Annotated in this window: 21 protein-coding genes; 11 read left to right on the top strand and 10 right to left on the bottom strand. The window is 68.1% G+C overall.

Annotation, left to right across the window (positions count from 1 at the left end; translation table 11 throughout):
• The first annotated feature begins 82 nt into the window (after positions 1–82).
• From NV263_RS26055 to NV263_RS26045, 3 genes are all read left to right on the top strand, one after another.
• On the top strand, positions 83–1,663 hold the full coding sequence (locus tag NV263_RS26055) for an L-lactate permease (RefSeq protein WP_263249269.1): 1,581 nt from the start codon (positions 83–85) through the stop codon (positions 1,661–1,663).
• Positions 1,664–1,919: 256 nt separating this feature from the next.
• Positions 1,920–3,134 (top strand): acetyl-CoA C-acetyltransferase, encoded by a 1,215-nt coding sequence (locus NV263_RS26050; RefSeq protein ID WP_263249267.1) that lies wholly within the window; start codon positions 1,920–1,922, stop codon positions 3,132–3,134.
• Positions 3,135–3,148: 14 nt separating this feature from the next.
• Positions 3,149–5,362 (top strand): 3-hydroxyacyl-CoA dehydrogenase NAD-binding domain-containing protein, encoded by a 2,214-nt coding sequence (locus NV263_RS26045; protein ID WP_263249265.1) that lies wholly within the window; start codon positions 3,149–3,151, stop codon positions 5,360–5,362.
• Between the two features lie 52 nt (positions 5,363–5,414).
• Here the strand turns inward: NV263_RS26045 and NV263_RS26040 are convergent, their stop codons facing one another.
• Both NV263_RS26040 and NV263_RS26035 read right to left on the bottom strand, forming a co-directional pair.
• On the bottom strand, positions 5,415–6,191 hold the full coding sequence (locus tag NV263_RS26040; RefSeq protein WP_263249264.1) for a hypothetical protein: 777 nt from the start codon (positions 6,189–6,191) through the stop codon (positions 5,415–5,417).
• Positions 6,192–6,444: 253 nt separating this feature from the next.
• Entirely contained in the window at positions 6,445–7,062 is a 618-nt protein-coding gene (locus NV263_RS26035) for a TetR/AcrR family transcriptional regulator (protein ID WP_263249263.1), read from the bottom strand.
• Between the two features lie 81 nt (positions 7,063–7,143).
• Here NV263_RS26035 and NV263_RS26030 point away from each other — a divergent pair, with 81 nt between their 5' ends.
• The 4 genes from NV263_RS26030 (at position 7,144) to NV263_RS26015 (ending at position 11,339) form a co-directional block, all read left to right on the top strand.
• On the top strand, positions 7,144–8,631 hold the full coding sequence (locus tag NV263_RS26030; RefSeq protein ID WP_263249262.1) for a flavin-containing monooxygenase: 1,488 nt from the start codon (positions 7,144–7,146) through the stop codon (positions 8,629–8,631).
• A 118-nt stretch (positions 8,632–8,749) separates the two neighbouring features.
• Positions 8,750–9,466, top strand: a complete 717-nt coding sequence (locus NV263_RS26025) for a DUF6319 family protein (RefSeq protein ID WP_263249260.1) — start codon at positions 8,750–8,752, stop codon at positions 9,464–9,466.
• A 53-nt stretch (positions 9,467–9,519) separates the two neighbouring features.
• Complete coding sequence (locus NV263_RS26020) at positions 9,520–10,671, top strand: MFS transporter (RefSeq protein ID WP_263249259.1); 1,152 nt, start codon at positions 9,520–9,522, stop codon at positions 10,669–10,671.
• Between the two features lie 257 nt (positions 10,672–10,928).
• Complete coding sequence (locus NV263_RS26015; RefSeq protein ID WP_263249257.1) at positions 10,929–11,339, top strand: hypothetical protein; 411 nt, start codon at positions 10,929–10,931, stop codon at positions 11,337–11,339.
• A gap of 12 nt (positions 11,340–11,351) precedes the next feature.
• On the opposite strand, the gene NV263_RS26010 is transcribed toward NV263_RS26015, so the two are convergent.
• Positions 11,352–11,765, bottom strand: a complete 414-nt coding sequence (locus NV263_RS26010; RefSeq protein WP_263249256.1) for a hypothetical protein — start codon at positions 11,763–11,765, stop codon at positions 11,352–11,354.
• Between the two features lie 249 nt (positions 11,766–12,014).
• Here NV263_RS26010 and NV263_RS26005 point away from each other — a divergent pair, with 249 nt between their 5' ends.
• Positions 12,015–14,126, top strand: coding sequence for a transglycosylase domain-containing protein (locus NV263_RS26005; RefSeq protein WP_263249255.1), 2,112 nt, complete (start codon positions 12,015–12,017; stop codon positions 14,124–14,126).
• A gap of 185 nt (positions 14,127–14,311) precedes the next feature.
• On the opposite strand, the gene NV263_RS26000 is transcribed toward NV263_RS26005, so the two are convergent.
• Positions 14,312–15,229, bottom strand: a complete 918-nt coding sequence (locus NV263_RS26000) for a CPBP family intramembrane glutamic endopeptidase (protein ID WP_263249253.1) — start codon at positions 15,227–15,229, stop codon at positions 14,312–14,314.
• Between the two features lie 105 nt (positions 15,230–15,334).
• Here NV263_RS26000 and NV263_RS25995 point away from each other — a divergent pair, with 105 nt between their 5' ends.
• The 3 genes from NV263_RS25995 (at position 15,335) to NV263_RS25985 (ending at position 18,280) form a co-directional block, all read left to right on the top strand.
• Positions 15,335–16,696 carry a serine hydrolase domain-containing protein gene (locus NV263_RS25995; RefSeq protein WP_263249252.1) on the top strand — a complete coding sequence of 454 codons (1,362 nt, stop codon included), beginning with the start codon at positions 15,335–15,337 and terminating at the stop codon, positions 16,694–16,696.
• 140 nt (positions 16,697–16,836) lie between these two features.
• Positions 16,837–17,271, top strand: coding sequence for an alternative ribosome rescue aminoacyl-tRNA hydrolase ArfB (gene arfB, locus NV263_RS25990; protein WP_263249250.1), 435 nt, complete (start codon positions 16,837–16,839; stop codon positions 17,269–17,271).
• 64 nt (positions 17,272–17,335) lie between these two features.
• Entirely contained in the window at positions 17,336–18,280 is a 945-nt protein-coding gene (locus NV263_RS25985) for a patatin-like phospholipase family protein (RefSeq protein ID WP_263249249.1), read from the top strand.
• A gap of 81 nt (positions 18,281–18,361) precedes the next feature.
• Here the strand turns inward: NV263_RS25985 and NV263_RS25980 are convergent, their stop codons facing one another.
• From NV263_RS25980 to NV263_RS25955, 6 genes are all read right to left on the bottom strand, one after another.
• Positions 18,362–19,846 (bottom strand): sodium:solute symporter family protein, encoded by a 1,485-nt coding sequence (locus NV263_RS25980; protein ID WP_263249248.1) that lies wholly within the window; start codon positions 19,844–19,846, stop codon positions 18,362–18,364.
• Positions 19,843–20,073, bottom strand: a complete 231-nt coding sequence (locus NV263_RS25975; protein WP_263249247.1) for a DUF3311 domain-containing protein — start codon at positions 20,071–20,073, stop codon at positions 19,843–19,845. The genes NV263_RS25980 and NV263_RS25975 overlap by 4 nt, the downstream gene beginning before the upstream one ends.
• Positions 20,074–20,243: 170 nt before the next feature.
• Complete coding sequence (locus NV263_RS25970; protein WP_263249246.1) at positions 20,244–21,896, bottom strand: amidohydrolase; 1,653 nt, start codon at positions 21,894–21,896, stop codon at positions 20,244–20,246.
• A gap of 171 nt (positions 21,897–22,067) precedes the next feature.
• Positions 22,068–22,559: a hypothetical protein gene (locus NV263_RS25965; protein ID WP_263249245.1), complete on the bottom strand. Its 492-nt coding sequence runs from the start codon at positions 22,557–22,559 to the stop codon at positions 22,068–22,070.
• A 644-nt stretch (positions 22,560–23,203) separates the two neighbouring features.
• Positions 23,204–23,806, bottom strand: coding sequence for a GTP-binding protein (locus NV263_RS25960; protein ID WP_263249244.1), 603 nt, complete (start codon positions 23,804–23,806; stop codon positions 23,204–23,206).
• An 83-nt stretch (positions 23,807–23,889) separates the two neighbouring features.
• On the bottom strand, positions 23,890–24,465 hold the full coding sequence (locus tag NV263_RS25955; RefSeq protein ID WP_263249243.1) for a DUF742 domain-containing protein: 576 nt from the start codon (positions 24,463–24,465) through the stop codon (positions 23,890–23,892).
• Between the last annotated feature and the right edge of the window lie 4 nt (positions 24,466–24,469).

Below are 24,469 nucleotides of genomic sequence, written 5' to 3'. Positions count from 1 at the left end.
CGGACGCGGCGCCCCTGTCGTCATGCGTCGCGAGGCGTTATGTTTTGCCCTCCTCGGTGCGAGAGTCCCCAAGGGAGTGGCCGTGTACCGACAGATCCTCGACCCGCTGCTCGGCTCGCTCGGCTGGAGCGCGCTGGCCGCCTCGCTGCCCCTGCTCGTCCTGTTCGCGCTGCTCGGCATCGTCCGGATGACGGCCTGGAAAGCGTCGCTGATCGCGCTCGTGGTCTCGGTGCTGGTCGCCGTCCTCGTCTACCCGATGCCCGTGGACCAGGCCCTGCTGTCGGCCACGTTGGGCGCGGCGTTCGGGTTCTTCCCGATCCTGTGGATCGTCATCAACGCCATCTGGATCCACAACATGACCGTCGCCAGCGGGCATTTCGACGTGCTGCAGCGATCGTTCTCCCGCATCAGCGGGGACCGCCGCATCCAGGCGGTCATCATCGCGTTCTGCTTCGGTGCGCTGCTGGAGGCGCTGGCCGGGTTCGGCACACCGGTGGCCATCACGACGGTGATGCTGCTGGCGCTGGGGTTCAGCCCCGTCACCTCCGCCGTGGTGTCGCTGGTGTCCAACACCGCGCCGGTCGCCTTCGGCGCCCTGGCCGCCCCGCTCGTGACGCTCGCGAGCGTCAGCGGCCTGCCCCTCGGACAACTCGGGGCCATGACCGGGCGCCAAACCCCCGGCCTCGCCCTGTTCGTGCCCCTGGTGCTCGTGGGGATCATCGACGGATTCCGCGGTGTGCGGCAGACCCTGCCCGCGACGCTGGTGTGCGGACTGAGCTTCGCCGCCGTGCAGTTCGCCGCGGCCAACTTCGTGTCCGTACCGCTGACCGACATCATCGCCGCCCTCGCGTCGGCGGGGGCGACCGTCGTGCTGCTGCGGGTCTGGACCCCGCCCGGCACATCGACACTGCCCGAACCCGACGAGCGCGGCGAGGTGTTCCGCGCCTACCTGCCCTACCTGATCATCATCGTCGTCTTCGTGGTCGCCCAACTCGGCCCGGTCGCCGGCGTCCTCGACAAGGTCACGCTCAAGTTCCACTGGCCCGGCCTCCACGTCCTCGACCCGGCGGGCAAACCGGTGTCCCTCGTCGAGTTCAACTTCAACTGGCTCACCAACGCCGGGACCCTGCTGCTGATCGCCGGACTGCTCACCATCCCGGCCATCGGCGTCCCGCCACGCGTCGCCGCCGCCCGCTACGGCGGCACGTACGTGCAGCTGAAGTGGCCGATCGTGACCGTGATGTCCGTGCTGGCCATCGCCTACGTCATGAACACCTCCGGCCAGACCGCCACCCTCGGCACCTGGATGGCCGCCATCGGGGGCCTGTTCGCCCTGGTTTCACCGGTGCTCGGCTGGCTCGGAACCGCCGTCACCGGCTCCGACACGTCCTCCAACTCGCTGTTCGGCGCGCTGCAGGTCACCGCGGCCCACCGGGCCGGGATCGACCCGCTGCTGGCCGCGGCCGCCAACGGCTCCGGCGGAGTGCTGGGCAAGATGATCTCCCCGCAGAACCTCGCCATCGCCGCGGGCGCCGTCGGGATGACCGGCCGGGAGGGCGACATCTTCCGCCGCGTGCTGCCCTGGAGCCTGGCGTTCCTATTCCTCATGTGCGTTCTGGTCTACCTGCAGTCGCTGCCCGTGCTCGGGTGGATGGTGGTGTGAGGAAGGGAACCTTCCTGTCACATGTGGAAGGAAGGTTCCCTTCTTCCACCGCTCGTCGTGCGATGACAGGAAGGTTCCCTTCTCCGCGCCGCGGCCCCTGTCAGTGACAGGAAAGTTCCCTTCCTCATCCCGTCCCGTCCCCGTGGATGACAGAAAAGTTCCCTTCCTCCACCCACCGGGACAGGGCATTGACTGTGACAGTCCCGGTGTAACACTCTGAGTGGAGCACCTGCCGCAACGAGGAGGCACGCCACACATGTCCGAGGCGTTCGTCTACGAGGCGATCCGCACGCCGCGCGGGCGCGGCAAGAAGACCGGGTCGCTGCACGGGACCAAACCGATCAGCCTGGTCACCGGTCTGATCCACGAGCTGCGGCGCCGCCACCCGGGGCTGGACCCGGCGCTGATCGACGACGTCGTGCTCGGCGTGGTGTCGCCGATCGGGGACCAGGGCGGCGACATCGCCAAGACCGCCGCGCTGGCCGCCGGCCTGCCCGAGACGGTCAGCGGTGTCCAGCTCAACCGCTTCTGCGCTTCCGGCCTGGAGGCGGTCAACATCGCCGCGCAGAAGGTGCGGTCCGGCTGGGAGGACGCGGTGCTGGCCGGGGGCGTCGAGTCGATGTCCCGCGTGGCCATGGGTTCCGACGGCGGGGCGTGGGCGATGGACCCGGAGACCAACCTGGCGACCTCCTTCGTGCCGCAGGGCATCGGCGCCGACCTCATCGCCACCATCGAGGGCTTCGACCGGACCACTGTGGACTCCTACGCGGCCGAGTCGCAGGACCGCGCCGCCAAGGCGTGGGCGGACGGCCGCTTCGCCAAGTCCGTCGTCCCGGTCACCGACCGCAACGGCCGCACCGTGCTGGACCGCGACGAGCACGTCCGCCCGGACACCACGGTGGACGGCCTCGGCGGGCTCAAGTCGTCCTTCGCCGATATCGGCGAGATGGGCGGCTTCGACGCCGTGGCGCTGCAGAAGTACCACTGGGTCGAGCGCATCGACCACGTCCACACCGCGGGCAACTCGTCCGGCATCGTCGACGGCGCCGCGCTCGCGCTCATCGGCAGCGAATCCCTCGGCGAGCGAACCGGACTGCGGCCGCGCGCCCGGATCGTGGCGGCGGCGCTCAGCGGCGCCGACCCGACGATCATGCTCACCGGCCCCGGACCGGCGGTGCGCAAGGCGCTGGCCAAGGCCGAACTGGGCATCGACGAGATCGATCTGGTGGAGATCAACGAGGCGTTCGCCGCGGTGCCGCTGAAGTTCATGAAGGACTTCGGGGTGCCGCACGAGAAGGTCAACGTCAACGGCGGCGCCATCGCCATGGGCCACCCGCTGGGCGCGACCGGGGCGATGATCCTCGGCACCCTCATCGACGAACTGGAACGCCGCAACCAGCGCTACGGCCTGGCCACGCTGTGCATCGGCGGTGGCATGGGCATCGCGACTGTCGTCGAACGGATCGGCTGAAGGACACATCACACATGAGCGAGCAGAACACCATCCGCTGGGAGTCCGACGCCGACGGCATCGTCGTGCTCACCCTGGACGACCCGCAGCAGCAGGCCAACACCATGAACGAGCGCTACCTGCGCTCGATGGAGCAGACCCTGCAGCGCCTGGAGTCCGAACGCGACAACGTCACGGGGGTGGTCGTCACCTCCGCCAAGAAGACCTTCTTCGCCGGCGGCGACCTGCGCGAGCTCGTCCACGCCCGACCCGGCAACGCCGAACAGGTCGCCGAGACCGTGGAAACCAACAAGCGACTGCTGCGCAAGCTCGAAACGCTCGGCGTCCCGGTCGTGGCCGCCCTCAACGGCACCGCGCTCGGCGGCGGCCTGGAGATCGCCCTGGCCTGCCACCGCCGCATCGCGCTGAACACCCCCGACGCGCGTTTCGGGCTCCCCGAGGCGACGCTCGGCCTGTCGCCCGGTGCCGGGGGAGTGGTGCGCTCCGTCCGACTGCTCGGCATCGCCGAGGCGCTGCTGAACGTGCTGCTGCAGGGGCAGCGGCTGCGTCCGGAGAAAGCCGTCGAGGTCGGCATCGTCGACGAGCTCGTCGACTCGCCGGAGCAGCTGCTCTCCCGCGCCAAGGAGTGGATCCGGGCCAATCCCGAGTCCGCCCAGCCGTGGGACCGCCCCGGCTACAAGATCCCCGGTGGCGCGCCGTCGAACCCCAAGTTCGCCGCCAACCTGCCCGCCTTCCCGGCGAACCTGCGCAAGCAGCTCAAGGGCGCCCCGCTGCCCGCGCCGGAGAACATCCTGTGCGCGGCCGTGGAGGGCGCGCAGGTCGACGTCGACACCGCGCTGCGGATCGAGGGCCGCTACTTCCTGGAGCTGGTGTGCGGGCAGACGTCGAAGAACATGACCAAGGCGTTCTTCTTCGACCTGCAGCACGTCAACTCCGGCGGCAGCCGACCCAGCGCCGAACCAGAGTGGAAGGCGAGCAAGGTCGCGGTCCTCGGCGGCGGCATGATGGGCGCGGGCATCGCCTACGTGTGCGCCAAGGCGGGCATGCAGGTCGTCATCAAGGACATCTCGCTGGACGCGGCGGAGAAGGGCAAGCAGTACTCGGCGACGCTGCTCGACAAGGCGATCGCCAAGGGCCGCTCCACCGAGGCCAAGCGCGACGAGCTGCTGGCCCGCATCACCCCGACCGACTCGGTGGAACCCCTGGCCGGCTGCGACCTGGTCATCGAGGCGGTCTTCGAGGACCCGAAGATCAAGCACCAGGTCTACGCCGAGGTGCAGGACGTCGTCGACGGTGACGCGCTGATCTGCTCGAACACCTCGACGCTGCCGATCACCTCGCTGGCCGAAGGGGTGCGCCGCAGCGAGGACTTCATCGGCCTGCACTTCTTCTCCCCGGTCGACAAGATGCCGCTGGTGGAGATCATCCGCGGGGAACGCACCAGCGACCGCGCGCTGGCGCGGGCCTTCGACGTGGTGCGGCAGATCGCCAAGACGCCGATCGTGGTCAACGACAGCCGCGGCTTCTTCACCAGCCGGGTCATCGGCACGTTCCTCAACGAGGCCGTGGCGATGCTGGCCGAGGGCGTGCACCCGGCGTCCATCGAACAGGCGTCGGCGCAGGCCGGTTTCCCGGCCCCGGCGCTGCAACTGTTCGACGAGCTCACCCTGACCCTGCCCCGCAAGATCCGGAACGAGACCAGGCGCGCGGTCGAGGAGGCGGGCGGCACCTGGACGCCGCACCCGGCCGACGGCGTGCTGGACCGCATGGTCGAGGAGTTCGGCCGCAAGGGCCGTTCCGCGGGCGCCGGCTTCTACGACTACGCCGACGGCAAGCGCGTCGGGCTGTGGCCGGAACTCGCCGGGCACTTCGCCACCGACCGCGATCCGTCCGAAGTGGACCTCGTCGACCTCGAAGAACGCATGCTGTTCGCCGAGGCGCTGGAAACGGTCAAGTGCTTCGACGAAGGCGTCCTGACGTCGGTCCCGGACGCCAACGTCGGCTCCATCCTCGGCATCGGATTCCCGCCGTGGACCGGTGGCGTGGTGCAGTACATGAACGGCTACCCGGGCGGCCTGCGCGGTTTCGTCGCCAGGGCCCGGGAACTCGCCGAACGCTACGGCGACCGCTTCGACCCGCCGGCCTCGTTGGTCGCCAGGGCCGAGGCGGGTGAGCCGTTCGACGCGGGAGAGCCGGACTCCGACATCGTCGCCGCCACCGCGGCGTGACCGACACGCGAAGGCGCCGGGCCCGCGCGGGCCCGGCGCCTTCGCGACGAGGTCAGTTCAGCGGCAGCTGCCCGGCCATCCTGGTGACCGGCTGGGCCGACTGCGACAGCTGCTGGCCGAGCGTGCCGGCCGCGTCCCGGACGGCGGCCCCCGGGCCGTGCCCGAGCTCGCGGACCCCGGGCACCTGGCCCGCGATCGGCGCGATCCGCTCCACCGGCAACGTCACCGGCTCGTCCTGCAACGGGGTGTCCTGGAGCGCCGGGGTGACCGCGCCCACCGGGTTCAGCGGTGTGGAGCGGAATCCCTGCATGACCGTCGCGTCGACCGCGGTGTCCACCGCGGACACGCCCTCGTGGCCGGGTTCGCGCGGGCCCACCTCGGCGTCGACCAGGCGGCCCGAACCGGGGTGCTTCTCCTGGAACAGGCCGACGTGCTCGGGAGTGGCCTTGACGCCGACGGTCGGCCGGGTCTTGGTCAGGCGCTGGACGTCGTTGGCTCCGGACGCGACGTGCCCGAGCACCCGGTTCACCTTCTCCGCGGACAGCGGCGGGCGACCGTCCTGCAGGTCACCGGCCACGTCGTGCGCGGTGGTCGCGATGTCCGCGCCCACCTTCTTGATCACGTTCGGGGAGCTCGCGTGCAGCTGGGCGTCCACGCAGGGGGCCTTGGTGGGGCCGTAGCCCGGACCCTCCTGGATCCGGCAGGCGTCCGCCGGGGCCGTGAACCCGATGTCGTCCGGGACGGTCGACAGATCCGGAACGTCGGGGGCCTGGGCGGCGGACGCGGTTCCGGTTCCGACTGCGGCGAACCCCGCGGCCACAACGGCCATCTGCACTGTGCGCGTGGTCCAGGGGCGCAAGATCAGTTCTCCTTGGGGTTGGCGTGTTGGCACGGCGACCGCCCCGGCGGCCGGACATCCGGCCACCGGGGCTGGCGCACGATCGGGCCGTCCACCCACCGCCCGACCGGCGGGAAGGCGTGGGACCTGGTAGCGACGACGGGGGACGACCAACGCGCTCCCTATCGGACCGCGTGACCTCGATCTTGACCCGATCAGAGCCGGGAATCCCCGAAGGAGTGAATCAAGCGCTGCCGAGGAGGCTCGCGCTCAGCAGCGCCATGAGGTGTTCGGTCGCCTCTTCGGGGCTGACTTCCGGGCGCCGTTCCCGCCACAGCGCGAGCCGCTCGCACGCGCCGATGATCGACTCCGCGAACGCCTCCGCCTGCACCTGCCCCAGATCCGGCCGCGCCACCCGCAGCAGCCCGGCGGTGAACTCCGTCTGCTGGATGCGGATCGCCTCCAACTCCGAGTGGACCGAGGCGCTCGGCAACGCCGACTCGTTGCGCAGCAGCGCCCACGCCTGCGCGTGCTCGTCGCCGAACCGGAAGAACGCCAGCAGGCAGTCGTGCAGCAGTCGTTCCGCGCTGTCGGCGCCCGCCGCGGCCGTGGTGGTGGCCTCCAGCAGTTCCCGCTTCGCCTTCTCCAGGCAGGCCAGCAGCAGCCCTTCCTTCGAGCCGAAGTACTCGTAGAGCATCGGCTTGGACAACCCCACGCGCTGCGCGATCTCGTCCATCGAGGTCGCCTGGTAGCCCTCGGCGGCGAACACCTCCTCGGCCACCGCCAGGATCTGCCGCTCCCGCTCGGCCCGGCTCAGCCGCCTGCGCCCCGAGGTCGTCCCGAGAACCTGCTGCGATTCCACGAGGACACCCTACCGCAAGTAACCTACTCGTAGTAGCCTACTGTCGAGTAGCGTGGCGGCGGCCTGCCAGAGGAGGTCCGAATGGTGCGGCGGAAAGCGCAGGACCAGCGGGAACACCAGACCAAAGTGATCATCGTGGGTACCGGGTTCTCCGGGCTGGGCATGGCGATCCGGCTCAAGGAGGCCGGCATCGACGACTTCGTGGTGCTGGAGAAGGCCGACGGCCTCGGCGGCACCTGGCGGGACAACACCTACCCGGGATGCGCCTGCGACGTGCCCTCGCTGATGTACTCCTTCTCCTTCGAGCAGAACCCGTCCTGGTCCAGGATGTTCGCCGAGCAGCAGGAGATCTCCGACTACCTGGAGCACTGCGCCGACAAGTACCGGGTGCGCGAGCACATCCACTACGGCGTCGAGTTCACCGGTGCCGAGTTCGACGAGCAGACCCGAACCTGGCGGGTGTCCACCGCGGACGGCACCGAGTACGTCGGCCAGGCGCTGGTGTCCGGCGTGGGCGCCCTGCACATCCCCAGCTACCCCGAACTGCCCGGTCTGGAGCGGTTCGAAGGCGAGGTCTTCCACTCCGCCGAGTGGAACCACGACTACGACCTCGATGACAAGCGCGTGGCCGTGGTCGGCACCGGAGCCAGCGCCATCCAGTTCGTGCCGCGCGTCGCCGAGCGGGTCCGCCGGCTGCACCTGTTCCAGCGCACTCCACCGTGGATCCAGCCGAAACCGGACCGGCCGATCCCGCGGCGGGTGCGCGCCTGGTTCCGCCGCGTGCCGCTGCTGCAGCGGCTCGCCCGCGCGGCGATCTACTGGGTGCTCGAACTGCGCTTCGCCGCGGTGTTCAACCGCCGCGCGGGCAAGTTGGCCGAATGGCTGGCCAAGCGCAACATCCGCAAGACGATCAAGGAGCCGCGGGTGCGCGAGGCGGTCACCCCCGACTACGCCATCGGCTGCAAGCGGATCCTGCTGTCCAGCGACTACTACCCGGCGCTCAACCGGTCCAACGTGGACCTGGTGACCAGCGGCGTGGCCGAGGTCCGGGAGAACTCCGTGGTCACCGGCGACGGCCAGGAGCACCCGGTGGACGCGATCATCTTCGGCACCGGTTTCCACGTCACCGACGCCTTCGACCACCTCGACATCATCGGCCGGGACGGGCGCAAGCTGCGCGACGCCTGGCGCGAGGGGATGGAGGCGTACCTGGGCATCACCGTCTCCGGGTTCCCGAACCTGTTCTTCCTGCTCGGTCCCAACACGGGACTGGGGCACAACTCGGTGGTGTTCATGATCGAGTCGCAGATCAACTACGTGCTCAGCTGCCTGCGGCCGCTGTGCCGTGGTGACATCGGCTACCTCGACGTCCGGCAGTCCGTCCAGGACGCCTTCAACGCCGAGATCCAGGGGAACCTCGACGACGCGGTGTGGTCGGCGGGCGGCTGCCGCAGCTGGTACCTCGACCAGAACGGCGTCAACCGCACCCTGTGGCCGGGTTTCACCTGGCAGTACTGGCTGCGCACCCGAAAGGCGGATCCTCGGGACTACGAGATCGTCGCGCGTTGAACCTTCGCACGAGCGTTCGATATAGTCGGGGTGTCACTGCAGACCAGCCCCGGCCGCCGTGATCCCGACGCCACCGTCCGGACGACCGGGGCCCGCCCGCGCACGAGGGGTGTGCCACATGTCCAAGGCCGCGCTGTCTTCCGAACAACTGGACGGCATTCGAGCGGAGCTGGCCGCAGGCACCACCCCGACGGTGTGGTTCACCGCGTCCGCCGTGGGCGTGCCCGAAGGCCGGTCCGGCAAGGTGATCGCGCTCGGGGAGCCCGCCGAGGGAGACTTCATCCAGGTCCGCCCGGCGGGTTCGAAGGACGTGCTGTCGTTCTCCGCCGGCGAGGTGACGCTGACCAAACCACCCCGCAAGAAGCCGGAGAAGGCCAAACCGTCCGCCCCGGCCGCCGCGCCCACCCGGCCCGCACCAGCGGCCCCGGCCAAGCAGAGCACCGCGGGGCAGGCGGAGCGGAAACCCGCTCCGCCGCCCGCTCCGGCCAAGTCGTCGGCGGGCTCGGCGAAGGCCACCACCCCGGCGGCGAAGTCCACGGCGTCCAGCGGTACCACCCGGCGCCGGCCCCGACAGCCCACCGGAGCGACGGTCACCGTGACCGCCGACCAGGACGGGCAGTGGAGCGTCGAGGTCACCACCGGCAAGAAACGAGTGGTGCGCCCCACGCAGGTCGCCGCATCCGCCGTCGCGCAGGCGGCGAAGGCCCTGCACGACGACGTGGCCGCGGCCGTCGAGCCGCTGATCCAGGCTGCCCGCGAACAGCAGCGGGAGCGCGTGGAACGGCTCCGCGAGGAACTCGCCGCCGCCCAGCGGATGCTCGACGAACTCGACTGAGACGACGCAGGACGAGTTGGACACCGCGCGGGCGGGACGCATATGAACAACTCGTGAAGACCTGCGCCGAACCCCGCATCGAGAACACGACCGCGTTACGCAGCCGCTCGTTCCTGCTCCTGCTGGTGGCGACCCTCGGAGGTTTCGGCGGCTACGTCCTCCTGCTGCCCGTGGTCCCGCTGTGGGCCGTGCGCGGCGGCGCGGGCGAGCTCGCCGCGGGCGCGACCAACGGCGTGTTCATGCTGGTCACCGTGCTCACCCAGCTCGGCATGCCGTGGCTGCTGCGGCGCATCGACCACCGCCTGGCGCTCGGTCTCGGCACCGCGCTGATCGGCGCCCCGACCCCGCTGTACGCCTTCTCCCGGGACATGGCCGTGCTGCTCGGCACATCGGGGCTGCGCGGCATCGGGTTCGGGCTCCTCACCGTCGCCGGCGGCGCCATGGTCGCCGAACTCGTCCCGCCCCGGCTGCGGGGCCGAGCCGCGGGCCTGTACGGCCTGTCCGTCGGCCTGCCCAACGTCGTCCTGCTCCCCGTCGGTGTCTGGCTGACGCAGACCATCGGCTTCCCGGCGCTGTTCTGGTTCGCCGGCATCATCCCGCTCGCCGCGACCACCGCGGTCCTCGGCATCGCACCGGTCCGGCCCGTCCACGACCCGACGACGACCTCGCCCGCCTTCCCCCGGGCCCTGTTCGCCCCCTGGGCGGTGATGCTCTCGGTGGCGACCGCGGCGGGCGGCCTCATCGCGTTCCTCCCGCTCGCGGTCGACGGAGCCGCAGCACCCCTCGCCCTCATGGCGTTCGGTCTGGCCACAACTCTCGGCCGCTGGTCGGCAGGCCACCTGACCGACCGCCTCGGCCCGCGCCACGTGCTGGTCCCCGGCGCCGTGCTCGGCACGGCCGGTCCGGCCCTTCTCGCCCTCGCCACCCCAGGCCCGGCCTCGCTCGCGGTGACGGGCGCCCTGCTCTTCGGCGCGGGCTTCGGCGCGGTCCAGAACGTCACCCTCGTCGTGATGTTCGAACGCACCGCCTCCGGCCCGGCCAGCACCGCCTGGAACATCGCCTACGACGCGGGCAACGGCCTCGGCTCCGCGGGCTTCGGTCTGCTGCTCACCACTGCCGACTACTCCACCACCTTCGCCGCAGCCGCCACGCTCGTCCTGCTGTGCACACCGCTCGCCGCAACCGGCGGCTCACGACGGAAGTGAGCAAGGGAACCTTCCTGTCACGCCAGGCTCGATGAAGGGAACCTTCCTGCCACAGGTGAGAGAAAATCTCCCTTGCTCGGTGACAGGAGGGGCTGATGATGAAGGGAACCTTTCTGCCGGGCGCTGACAGAAAAGTTCCCTTGCTCCAGCCAGAGCCTCCGGCGCGACCCGGCCACCGTGTGTTCGATCACACGCCGAATCCCGGGAGGGAGGCGCAGCGGCCGGGAGCGTGGCTGGACGCGGCTAGAATCGGTGGCGTGTTGCGCAGCCTGTTGACCCCGCGATGGCTGTTGCTGCACGTGCTGTTCGTCGTGGCCGCGATCGCCACCGGGTTCTTGGCCGTGTGGCAGTGGGATCGCGCGCACGAGGCGGGAGGCAGCTTCCAGAACCTCGGTTACGCGCTGCAGTGGCCGTTGTTCGGCGCGTTCGTGATCTTCTTCTGGATCCGGTTGATGCGCATGGAGCTGCAGCGCGCACCAGCGCAGTCCGCCGCCAGCGAGCAGCCGCCGGAAGAGCCGCAGCCGGAGGAGGTCGCGGAGAGCACGTCGGCACGCAAGCGCCCGCTCGTTCCGCCTCCCGCGCCGCCGGTGAGCGACGACGAGGATCCCGAGCTCGCGGCGTACAACCGCTATCTGGCCGAACTCAACGAGACCGACCAGGGTCGGTGACGAGGATCTCGGCTAGTTGAACGTGATCCCGCCGTGGATTTCGCGCGCCTGGATCAGTTTGTCGACGTTGCCGTGGTTCTCATTGACCACTGCGTTTCCGCTGGCTGAAATCATTCGGTGCACCGAAGCACCCTCGGCGCGCAGCTGCTCGGCGAATTCCGGATCCTCCGCGCAGGCGCGGTCGAGTCGTTCGGCCAGCGCCGTGACCTGCTCCGGGCCGGCCGACGGCTGTTCCGCGGCCTCCAACGCCGCCACGGTCTCCGGGTCCCGCTGTGAACGGCGCCGCACCAGCTCCCTGACCTTCGACACCGCCTGCTTGCCCGCGGTGCCCAACGCGGTGGCGAGCTGACCAGCGAGCGCGGTCGCCAGCGAGTCCAGGAACGGGTCGGTCATTTTCCCTCCGCATCGATCGGAGCCGGTGATCATCGAGTGTAGTGATCGGAGACGGCGCCGAGACCGCTTTCCGGTCGATCGGAACCAGGATCGGCCGAACGGCTCAATGCGGGACGGATCGCCCGGTGTGATATCAACGAATCTACTGACAGCAGAAAGCGAAGCAGGTGTCGGCGCTCCCGCGCCGACCGGAAGCTCTGCGGCGGGTCGCAACGACCGCTGTTGCGGTTGCTGGGAGGGCACCGCGGCCCGCGACCGGTGGTCAGGTCACGTTGGCGGTTGATGATTGGGGCAGGCGTGCGCAGCGGCGTGCTGTTGAGAATGTTCGGGCTGTGCGTCCTGGCGGGGGTTCTGGTGGCATGTCTGATGCTGCCGATGGCCACCGGAGCCGGGGCCATGGTCAACCAGACGACCGACGCCATGTCCAGGATGTCGGGCTCGTTGGCGCGGCGTGACATGCCGCAGGTGTCCACCGTCACGGACAAGGACGGCGCACCCATCGCGTACTTCTTCAAGGACTACCGGGTCGAGACGCCTCCGGGGCAGATCTCCGACACCATGAAGGCCGCGATCACGGCCGTCGAGGACAAGCGGTTCTGGGACCACGGCGGAGTCGACTGGCACGGCATGGTGCGCGCCCTGGCCACCAACATCAGCAGCGGGGGAACTGCCCAGGGTGCGTCCACGATCACCCAGCAGTACGTGAAGAACTACCTCGTGCACGTCGCGGCGAAGAACGAGATGGAGGCCGAGAAGGCCAAGGAGACCTCGGTCGCGCGGAAGCTGCGCGAAGCCAAGATCGCCGTCGAGCTCGAACGCACCATGTCGAAGGAGGAAATCCTCACCGGGTACCTGAACGTGGTGCCCTTCGGGAACCAGACCTTCGGCGTCGGAGCGGCCGCGCAGACCTACTTCGGCACCACGGCGGACAAGCTGTCCATCTCGCAGGCAGCGCTGCTGGCCGCGGTCGTCAACCAGCCGGGTTCGCTGAACCCCAACAGCAACCCGGAGGACGCCCTCAAACGGCGCAACCTCGTCATCGACCTGATGGCCGACCCGCACAACAACATCCGCATCACCAAGGAAGACGCCGAGGCGGCGAAGAAGGAGCCGCTCGGGGTGCTCTCGCCTCTCGGCAGGCCCCCGAATGGCTGCGTCGGAGTCGGCGACGGCACGGCGGACGGCTTCTTCTGCACCTACCTCGTCGACTACCTCGACCGCCTCGGCATCGACAGCAACAAGCTGAAGACCGGCGGCTACACCATCCGCACCACGCTCGACCGCAAGTCGACCGACGCGGCCAAGGCCGCGGCCGAAGCGGCCGTGCCGACCCAGACCGACGGCATCGCCAACGCCATGGCCGTCGTCGCACCCGGTCAGGACAAGCACAAGGTGCGGGCGCTCGTCGCCAACCGCGACTACGGCAACGACGCCAGCAAGGGCCAGACCGCTTACGACATCGTCAGCAAGGTGCAGCCGTTCGGCGCGGGATCGATCTACAAGATCTTCACCGCGGCCGCGGCCATCCAACAGGGCATGAGCGTCTACGACACGGTCGACGTGCCACCGACCTACACCTCCCACGTCTACAAGAACGGGAACGCGCCCTACACCGTCAGCAATGCCCAAGGCGTCGCACCCGGCCCGCGCACCCTGCAGATGGCGCTGGCCACGTCGCCGAACACCGCGTTCATCGCGTTGGAGGAGAAGGTCGGACTCAACAACGCCGTCGACATGGCCTCGCGCATGGGGCTGCGCGTGGGCATGAACGGCGTCAACTCCCGCGGCCAGACCCTCAAGTCCGACGGGTCGAACGGGCCGTCGCAGGCCGAGTCGATCAAGAAGGGCAACCGCGGGGCGTTCACGCTCGGCTACACGCCAACGAGCGTGCTGGAGCTGTCCAACGTCGGCGCGACGATCATGAGCGGCGGCGTGTACTGCCCGCCGACGCCGATCGAAGAGATCAAGGACCGGCACGGCAACCCGGTCAAGCTCGCCGACGCGCCCTGCGAGCAGGCCATTCCACCCCAGGTCGCCGCCGAACTCGCCCAGGGCCTCAGCAAGGACGCCACCGACGGCACCTCCCGGGTCGCGGCGCAGGCCGCCGGCTGGACGCGACCGATCATCGGCAAGACCGGTACGACCCAGGAGCACAAGTCGGCAGCGTTCCTCGCCGCCACCCCGCAGGTGTCCGGCGCGGTGCTCACCTACGCCGACGGCAACAGCCCGCAGGGCATCTGCGACAGCGGAAGCGACGCGCCGCCGGTCCTGTGCGGCAAGAACGGCGGCACCATCTACGGCGGCAAGGTCCCCGCGCGCACCTGGTACGACGCGATGAACAAGATCCACGAAGGGCTTCCGGTCCTGCCGTTGCCAGGGACGCCCGGCCCGTAGCGCCGGGGCGGAGAGAGCAAGGGAACCTTCCTGTCACTCGTGGCAGGAAGGTTCCCTTCTTTCGCATTTCCCGCCCGACTGCTGGGTGGTGCAGGGGAACCTTTCTGTCGGAGAAAAGTTCCCTTGCTCGCGCTCACCTCCCGGACACCGCAGGACCGGTGGCCGCGAGCAAGGGAACTTTCCTGTCACCGCCGGCTGAGACGTCGCACGCCGCGCGAAATCCCGTGCTTTTCGACCGGTAACTCGACCGGGAGCTTCCCGAGCATGACGAGGACCAGGATCAACACCGCGAGCACGATCCACCCGCTCCACCCCAGCAAGCCGACCGACGTGTTGTCGACCGGGTGGCCGGCTGCGCTGAACACCACGGAAAGCCCTGCCGCCGCGTTGAGGAAGCCGTGCGCGATCGCCGCGGGCCACACACTCCTCGACGCCAGCCTGAGCCACGCGAGCAGCACGCCGACCAGGGTGCAGAAGCACATCATCATGATGAAGGCCACGACGGCGGGCACGGTCGGGTAGTTGTAGCCGAGGACGAGCACGGGAGCGTGCCACAGCCCCCACAGCACCCCGGTCGTGAGGAACGCGCCGGGCTGTCCGAGCGGCAGCAGGGCCGGTGCGAGGTATCCGCGCCAGCCGAGCTCCTCGCCCAGCCCCGGGATCACGTTCAGCCATCCCAGGAGGAAGATCTGGGCGATCTGGGTGAGGGCGAGCGTCGTCGGCGGGGTTTTCGGTGCCGAACCCACCACCGTTGACTGGGTTTGCTGGACCAGGCCCGAAAACCCCGACCAATCCGCGTGGTAGACGCCCAGCAGGTATCCCACGAAGAGCGCGAACGTCATGACCAGCGGTGGTCCCAGCCAGGCGAGGAGGGCGTAGCGCCACCACTTCTTGATCCCACCGGGGTTGGTGAGCCCGACGCTGCGCAACGGTTTGGGCTGCGGGCTGATCCACTTGTTGACCACCAGCGCGGCAACCGCGGGCATGAACATCATCAGCACCAGCACCACCGGCGCCCACGTCCACGACAACCCTTCGCCGGTCAACCAGAGCGGTAGCGTCAACAGCCAGGCGGGGGCATACGCGATGGCGACGAAACTCACAACGCCGCGAACGTCGACTCGGTCTCTCACATCGGCATTTTGCCAAGGCCGGCTGAGTGTTCGCTGAGTTCGTCGTGGTGGAAGCCGCCCGTGCAAGATGGGCACATGTCGACGAGCCTGCTGCCCTCCACCCAACGCGCCTTGTTGCGGCGTTTGGCGGTGGAACAACACGACAACCGCGTGCCCTCGCTGATCGCCGGCCTGGTCCGGGACGGCGAGACGATCTGGGTCGACAGCCGTGGTCAGGTCGCCGGTCAGCCAGCCACGACGGACACCCAGTACCGGATCGGATCGATCACCAAAAGCCTCGTCGCCGTGCTGGTGATGCGGCTCCGAGACGAGGGGCGCATCGATCTCGCGGACCCGCTCGACGATCACGTGCCGGGCACGAGCATCGGCAAGCGCAACATCGGCGAGATCCTTTCGCATTCCAGTGGCTTGAGCGCCGAGCCCGACGGGGCTTGGTGGGAGCGCACCCCGGGCGAGGCCGCGGACGATTTCGTGTCCAAAATCGACGGCCGCGCAGTGCGTCCCGGTGCCCGCCATTCGTTCCACTACTCCAATACCGGCTTCGGCGTGCTGGGTGAACTCGTGTCGCGGCTGCGTGGCGCACCGTGGCACCAGGTGCTGCAGCGGGAGGTACTCGAACCGCTCGGGATGCGGCGGACCACGGTGAGTCCGGTAGCCCCGCACGCCGAAGGTTTCGCCGTGCACCCGTGGGCCGACGTCGTGCTGCCCGAGCCGGCGGAAGACGCGCGGGCGATGGCTCCGGCCGGTCAGCTCTGGTCGACCTTCGACGACATGGCCCGGTGGGTGAGGTTCGTCGGCGGGGACACCGGCGACGTGCTGCGTCCGGACACGGTCGCCGAGATGCGCGTTCCGGGCGGAGTGGACGACGGAGACGAGTGGAAAATGGGCTACGGGCTCGGGATCCAGCTGGTCCGGCACCGACGCCGACGACTGGCCGGGCACAGCGGCTCCATGCCGGGTTTCCTGGCCACTGTGTGGGCCGACCCTGCCGACCACACCGGCGTGATCTTCATGGCGAACACGACCGCCGGAGTGTCCTCGGCGTTCACGACGGATCTCCTGGACATCCTCCGGGAGCGCGAACCGCGGATCCCGGAGCCGTGGACGCCGCGAAACGACGTGGACATGGACCTGCTGCCGTTGACCGGACAGTGGTACTGGGGCCCGACCCCTTACGTTCTGCGGATCCTTCCCGACGGGTTGCTCGACCTGTTCCCGTGGCAGGGGAGGGGACGTGCCTCACGATTCAGGCCGAACTCGGACGGCACCTGGATCGGACTCGACGGCTACTACGCGGGTGAGGTGCTGCGCATCGGTCGCAGTTCCGACGGCACCCCGACCCACCTCGATCTGAACACGTTCATCTTCACGCGGACTCCGTACGACCCCGATGCTCCGGTTCCGGGGGGAGTCGACGGGTGGCGGCCCGCTCCGTGAGGTAGGCAGTGAGCAAGGGAACCTTTCTGTCACATATGGCAGAAAAGTTCCCTTGCTCTCTCACCTGGGCCCCGAGGCGAACAGCCGTACCCGGTGGAAATCATGACGACCGCGACCTGGCCGTGCGGCATGCTGATGCCATGGCTGACGACCTGCGCGTGACCAGCAGCTGGAGCATCCCGGCCGCCGAACTGTCCGAGCGCTTCTCGCGTTCGTCCGGCCCGGGAGGCCAGGGCGTCAACACCACCGACTCGCGGGTCGAACTGTCCTTCGACATCGTCCGATCGAGTTCCATACCCGAGTTCCTCCGCCAGCGTGCCCTGGCCCGGCTTCGGCACCGCCTCGCGGGCGGAATGATCACCATCACTGCCTCCGAGCACCGAGCCCAGTACGCGAACCGGCAGGCCGCCAGGGAACGACTCGCCGCGCTGCTCGCCGAAGCAGTCGCGCCGCCGCCGCCGAAACGACGTCGCACCAAACCGAGCAGGGCCTCCCAGCAACGCCGCCTGGCAGCCAAGAAGCGTCGCAGCGACATCAAGAAGCAACGCCGTCGAGGTGATCCGGGCGACGCTTGACGGGCCGAGGCGATGTTCGAAGCTAGCCTCGGTGATGACGGTGTGAGCAGAGAGGACGTTGGTGATGCGGACGGCGTGGGTGATGCCAGGCGGATCCACATTCGGCGCGATCCAGGCCGGGCTCGTGTCAGCGTTGTTCGAAGCCGGTGTGGAACCGGACCTGGTTGTCGGGACGTCCGCGGGGTCGCTCAACGCGGCCTGGCTGGCCGGCGACCCGACTGCGCGGGGCGCCGAGAAGTTGCGCGATCTGTGGAAGTCGATGCGGCGCACCGACGTCTTCCCGATCCAGCCTTCCCGGATCCTCGCGGGCAAGCTCGGACTGGCCAACCACGTCATGGGCAACCACGGTCTCGCGCGGTGGCTGCACAACACCTTGCCGTATCGACGTCTCGATGATGCTCGAATCCCGATCACCGTGACGGCCACAGACCTCGACAGCGGCGAACCCGTGTACTTCGACAGCGGCCCCGCGCTGCCACCGCTCGTCGCGTCCTGCTCGATCCCCGGGATGTTCCCTCCCATCCAGGTCGACGGCCGTTGGCTCGTCGATGGTGGTCCTGCGGCGTTCATGCCGATCAGCAAGGCGGTGGAGCAGGGTGCTGAACGTGTTTTCGTGCTTCCCTGCGGAGGCACCGAACCGTTCCGGTTCAACCCGCGTCGCAGAGGAATCGGTGCGATCGCGACATGGCCACCTCCCAAAACCCCGCCGAGGTCGGTCGGTGGTGTGAACGGCGCCGCTTTGGGGGCCGCGATGGTTGCCGCCGCACGGCTGGATCTGCAATTGAATGCAACGCGCTGCGAGCTCTACGTGCTCCCCGCTCCATCGGTCGTCGGGCTGTCGCCCTACTCCTTCGATCACGCAGGTGCGCTGATCGACGCCTCCTGGGAGATCGCCAGCCGGTGGTATCCGACGGCACGGCCGGTACCCGAAGGACCGGTCGACGCGGCCGGAAAACTGCTCGTCGATGGCGATGCGCTCGCGACGGAGGGAGCGAGCACGGCGCGGTAGGGCGTTGCCAACGAGGAAGGGAACCTTTCTGTCACACCGCCGCTCGCGGGGGCGCTGGACGTGACAGAAAGGTTCCCTTCCTCACTGCGACCTCGCCAAGGAGCCGGGTTCTGCGAGTTCGCCACGCGCCAGTCGTTCCGCCGGGGTGTCAGCGGGCCGGATCAGGCTGACCGCGATGTTGACCGCGACGTTCGCCGCGAGCCCGACCACGCCGGCGTTGATTCCGTGCCACGGATCATGTCCGCTGGCGACCAGTGCGGAGACGACCGCGATACCGGTCGCCAGACCCGAGATCGCTCCGACGGCTGACATCTTCCGCCACACCAGGCTCGCCAACACCACAGGCAGGAGCTGGGCGAGCCCTTGGTACGAGAGCACTGACAGCTGCACGAGAGTGCTCGGCGAGACGAACGTGAAGACCAGGGCCAGAAGACCCACCAGGAACGTGACGAGCTGGGACAGCTGCTTCCGGCGTGACGCGGTCCGCGGGTGGGCGCCCAGGACCGATGTTCCCCACATCGTGCCGATCACGAGCATGAACACCGCCATCGGCACGATGGACGACAATGCCCCGGCAACCCCCACGAGGCCGACGAGCCAAGCCGGCATCGAGTCGACCACGAGCCGGAACATCGCCAAGTTCGAGTCCCCCAGCCCGGGGACCACGAACAGCGCCGCAAGCCCGAGGAGGATCGGCACGAACAGGAGCACCTGGTAGAACGGCATGATCACCGCGTTCCGGCGCAGGACTTGGGGGTTGCGGGCGCCGAGATACCCGGCGACGGTCGTCGGGAAGATCGTGTAAACCACGCCGTTGAGCAGCCCGGTGGTGGCGAACCAGAGCATGCCGAGCGATTTCTTGCCCTGCCCCGGCAGGACCAGCCATTGTGGACGTTCGGCGACGATGCGATCCAACATCGAGCCGAAACCGCCGAAGTAGTGGACGGGTACGTACACGAACACCACCAGCAACGTGACGATCGCCAGACCGTCCTTCAGGACGGAAACCCATGCGCTGCCGCGAAGCCCGGAAAGGATGATGAACGCTTCGGCGATCACGAAGGCGATGACGTAGCCGGTGCTCAGGCTGATCGAGCCATAGCTGATGGTGGAGACCACGACGCCCATGCCGGTTATTTGAAGCTGGATGTAAGGCAAGAGGAACACCGTGGTGACAACCGCGAGCACGGCGCCGAGCCACGGAGCTCGGAAGCGGTGCGATGCGATGTCGGTGATGTTGTGGAGATTGTTCCGGTGCGCGTAGTCCCAGAGGACCGGCCCGATGACGTACCCCGCTGCGAATCCGATAGCGAGGTAGGCCAGGAGGTAGAACACCGGCATCCCGTAGTCGTAGGCCCACCCGGCGGCTCCGAGATAGCTGAAGCTGGTGTACGTCTCGCCCGCCATCAGGACGAAGATGAGCACAGTGCCGAGGCTCCGCCCACCGACCGACCATTCCGCGAGGTTCGTCCGGTCGCGTCCCCTGAGCGACAGCAGCCCGAGTGCGACCGAGACCAACATGAACACGGCGAAGATGCCGACTGAGGTCATGGCCGCGCTGTTCATCGGTGCTCGCCTTCCGGTTCGCCCTCCCGGCTGTCTCGCCACAGGGGGTCCTTCCTGGCGGCCAGCCAGATGCATCCTGGCGTCAGGAGAGTGGCGATCAACGTCCAGAACATGAAGAAGGGGAGCCCCAAGACCGTTGGTTCAACCCGGTTGTACAACGGCAAGGCCACCAGGTACAGCACCACCGGTCCTAGCAGCCACCACAGCGACCTGCGTCCTTTGAGCACGTTCCCTCCGGAAGCTCGTCAAGATGGCGGAGAGCAAGGGAACCTTCCTTGCACATGTGACAGGAAGGTTCCCTTGCTCTCACATCCTCGCCTACTGGTCGGCCGGGGTTCGGAGGCACGAAAACGTGGCTTGAGGAGTGCTTCCGAGAAGCGGAGCGCCGGAACCGGTGTCACACCGAGTCACCTTTCCGCCACACCGGTCGCCCACCCACCCAGGTCTGGCGGATCTCGACTTCAGTCAGTCGGTCGGGCCCGACCGACAACGGATCCTCCGACAACACCACGAAGTCCGCGAGCTTCCCGGGGAGGAGGCTGCCCTTGATCGCTGCCTCACCGGACGCGTAAGCAGACCCGGCCGTGTAGATGGCGAGGGCCTCCTGCGTGCTGATTCGTTGTGAACCGCCGAGGACACGGCCGGTTGTTCTGCCCGCTGTCGAGATGCGCGTTGCGCAACTGGCGAGGGCGATGAGCGGCTCGAACGGACCGCACGGGTAGTCGCTCGATCCTGCGACGGGAATGCCCCAGTCCAGGAAGCTCCGGTGCGCGAACATGCGCTCCAGGCGGTCCGGCCCGTAGTAGTCGACAAGCTTGTCGCCGTGGAAGGCCACGTAGCTGCCGAACGGAACGGCTATTGCGCCCAGTGCGCGCATGCGCCGAAGAATGTCCGCGTCGATCAGGCTGCAATGCTCGATCCGATGCGCCACGTGCGTGTCCGGGAACTCAGCGCGAGCGTGTTCAAGGGAATCGAGCACGAGCTTGATCGCCCGGTCGCCGTTGGCGTGGATCGCGAGCCGGCTGCCCGCTCCGTGCACCCGAAGCGCCAACTCCGCGAGCTCGTCTTTGCCCAACGTCTGGATCCCGTGGTCATCGCTGCCTTCGAAGGGCTCCTCCACCAGGCAGGTGCCCCCGGCCACCGCTCCATCCGCGAATGCCTTGACAGCACCGACGCGCAGCCAGTGATCTCCGAAACCAGTGCGCAAACCAGTCGAGTGGAAGGTGTCGATGTGGTGGAAGGTCACCAGAGCGTTGACCCGCGCAGTGAGTTCACCCCGTTCGTAAGCGGTCTGCAGGAGGGAGAGCTCGGTGGGGCCGACCATGGCGTCGCCAACGCTGGTGATACCGGCGGCGTTGAGTGTCAGCAGTACTCGCTTGAGCTGGCGCAACCGTGTCTCGGAGTCTTGGGGAGGGATGGTCGGCTCTCCTCGGGACAACGACGGGTACGCGACGTCGAACAACGCCTGCTCGTGAATCACACCGGTCAGCCGGTTCGCGGCGTCGCGTGTCAGCTCGCCGCCCGGTGGTGCGATGCTGTCGTCCGAGTAGCCGGCCTGGGCCAAACCGGCGGAGTTCAGGACGCCCCAGTGCGCACCGATGTTGATGACCAGCAGTGGATGGGCCTCGGACACCGCATCGAGCTCGGCCCGGGTCAGCGGCTTTCCCCCGGTGGCTCTCCCGTGGTCGTAGCGGGTCCCGATGATCCATTCGCCTGGCGGGGTTCGACGAGCTCGATCCCGCAGGGCAGACATCAACTCGCCGGGAGAACCAGCCGTTGACAGATCAACACCACGCTGGTTCTCCGCAGTCATCGTGGGATGCTGGTGAGCGTCGTTGAAGCCGGGCACGATCGTCGCCTGCCGGCCGAAGTCGACCAACTCCGCCTCAGGCATGCGTGGCCTGAGGTCTGCCAGATCACCGGCAGCGACGATGCGTTCCCCGACGATCGCCAACGAGGGGACATCCGCGATCAGGTACGGGTCATCGGCAGCGGTTGTGATGATCCTCCCTGCGGTGACGAGTGTGGTGGATTGTTCCGCGGTCGCCACGGCACCTCCCTCGACGGCAGTTGGTGCCAGGCATGTTGCCTCGCGAGCTGCCCGAACACCAGCCCCCGCGGATGCTGGGGGATCGCGGGTGCTCTTGACGTGTGGTGGTTGAGAGGAAAGTGGCCTTCCTGTCTTCTGGGCGGCAACCGACCAGAAATGAACCAATCTCCGTTACTCCAGTTGCGCGTGCCGAGCAACGACATTCGGTCGACGGCGGTCCGCTGCCGTTAGGTACGCACGACGGATGTCGGCCACGACGGCATCGGGTTCCGTGCGGATGCGGCTCGGCAGGATCTGAACTACCGAAATGCCTTGCATGGCATACCGGGTGTTTCTCCGCACCGTGTTCGCATAGCCGGACCGGGAGAAGTGAAAGTCGAACGAGTCGATCTCCACCGCAAGGCCCACGTCGTCGAACCACGCGTCAGGGCAGCCCACGTACGAGCCCTCGGCATCGTAGATGCGGGCGTTCCACATTGGGTCGGGTAGGCCGGAGCGCTTGACGAGTTCGAACGCTCGTAGCTCTGGTACCGACCTTACGTGTGCGGTGAGAGAGCGCAGGATCTCTCGGGGTAGGCCCGTGCCACGTCGGCTGCCGAGCTCCATTTCTGCCTTCAACTGATGCGGGTGGCAGCGTTTACCGGCCTGGATGGCTTCGATCATGACCTCCTCGACGACTGCTCGGGGCTGCCAGCTCCGGGCCGCGTCCATGACCGCTCGGACCAGCGGTGCGGTTGGTATTCCGTTGATGTAGACGGGTTTGGGCAATCGCGTCGTTCGCTCGAACCGCACGCCGGGATGGTTCTGGAGCTTGCGGTGATGGGGAATCAGGAGGTGGACCGGCGCGTCTGACGGCGGGGTTTTGAGACCGTGGAGACGCGCAGCGTGCATTCCGGTCACCATCGCCCCAGGGCCGGCGCGTAGCAGAGCGGCTTCTATGAGGTCGTCCGTGGTGGGCGGTCCTGGAGCTGTGAGCACGATGCCGGGTAAGAGACGACACCAGGGTCCGTCCGCACGAGCTCGTCGGTACGAAGTCGACTGGGACACGCCGAACCTTTCCAACTCCCTGACGTGGAGCACTCGACGCACGTCGCCAGGGGCTGCTTCCGCTGCACAGGTCGTCGAAGTCATGGCCAGTACTATCCGCCAGGTCTTCGGCATGCCCCTGTTGATTTGTCCAGATCCGGAACGTGTGTCGGGAGGCTTTTCTTCCCCGCGTTCAGCCGGTGGTGTTAACGAGCGGGATCATGTTGAGCAAGGGAACCTTTCTTCCACATGTGGCACGAAAGTTCCCATGCTGCGTCCCGCTACGCGGAGCGTTGGACCCAGCAGCGCATCGCGTACTCGACGAGGGTGATCAAGGCGTGCTTCGTGGACTCGCGGTCGCGGGCGTCGCACTTGACGATGGGCACTTCGGACGGGACGGCGGCCGCTTCGCGGATGTCGTCGACGCGGTGGTGGAGCACACCATCGAAGCAGTTGAGCCCCACGATGTAGGGCAGCCGGCGGTCTTCGAAGAAATCGATCGCCGAGAAGCAGTCCGCCAGGCGGCGGGTGTCGACGAGTACAACCGCCCCGATGGCACCGCGGACCAGGTCGTCCCACATGAACCAGAACCGCTGCTGACCCGGCGTGCCGAACAGGTAGAGGATGAGGTCCGAATCCAGTGACAGCCGCCCGAAATCCATCGCCACGGTCGTCGTGCGCTTGTCCGGAGTCGCCTGCAGGTCGTCGATGCCGTGACTGGCCTCGGTCATGACCGCCTCGGTGGTGAGCGGCACGATTTCCGAAACCGAGCCCACGAACGTGGTCTTGCCGACGCCGAATCCCCCAGCAACCACGATCTTCGCCGAGGTCACGGACGAGGACGTGCTCGGTTGCTGAGGTCGAGAATGCGTGTCTGGTGTCATCTCTGCCTCATCTCGGTTGTCGAGCCATGAAGCTGGTCCTGCGCTGTCCGCACTGCTCCCCTGGAACCGGGCAGTGACTGCGTTCAGAGCCGTCGAAGTCCACTCAGGACTCTTTCCATCAGAACCATCTGTGATGCACTGCCTGCCTCGGTCGCGGTCCGATGCACGGTGACCAGTCCGAGATCGGCCATATCACCGAGGAGCACCTTCGTGACTCCCAACGGCACTCCCAACAACGCCCCCACTTCGGCGACGGACCTCGGGTGGCTGCACAGCTCGGCGACGGAGTGGTGCTCAAGACGCCGGAGCCGACCTGGCTGGCAGGACTCGCTCGTGGACACCAACGTCTCCAGCTCCAGGTGGTGGTTGGACCGCGTCCGCCCACCCGTCCAGGCGTAGGGGCGGATCGAGGTGGCCGTCACGTGCTCCTCCGACGGGTCCGTCCCGGATGATGACGCCTCGGAGCGGGATTCCGCGGCCGGCCACGGTGGCTCCGGTGGCTGGGCGGTGGTGGCGGTGTCTGGTTCCTCGGTCGATTGCCGCTGCCGGCGCGCGCTGTCCAACGTGAACCGGTTGAACACCTCTGCCAGCGAGTCCACATCGGATGACGCGAGGGGTGCGGCGCGATGCCGCCCAGACGAGTCCGGACCTGTGCTCATGGTT

This window comes from Saccharopolyspora rosea (assembly GCF_025643595.1).
GTDB lineage: Bacteria > Actinomycetota > Actinomycetes > Mycobacteriales > Pseudonocardiaceae > Saccharopolyspora > Saccharopolyspora rosea.
Note: the sequence above shows the minus strand (reverse complement) of the source record. Positions and strands in the feature narration are given on the sequence as shown.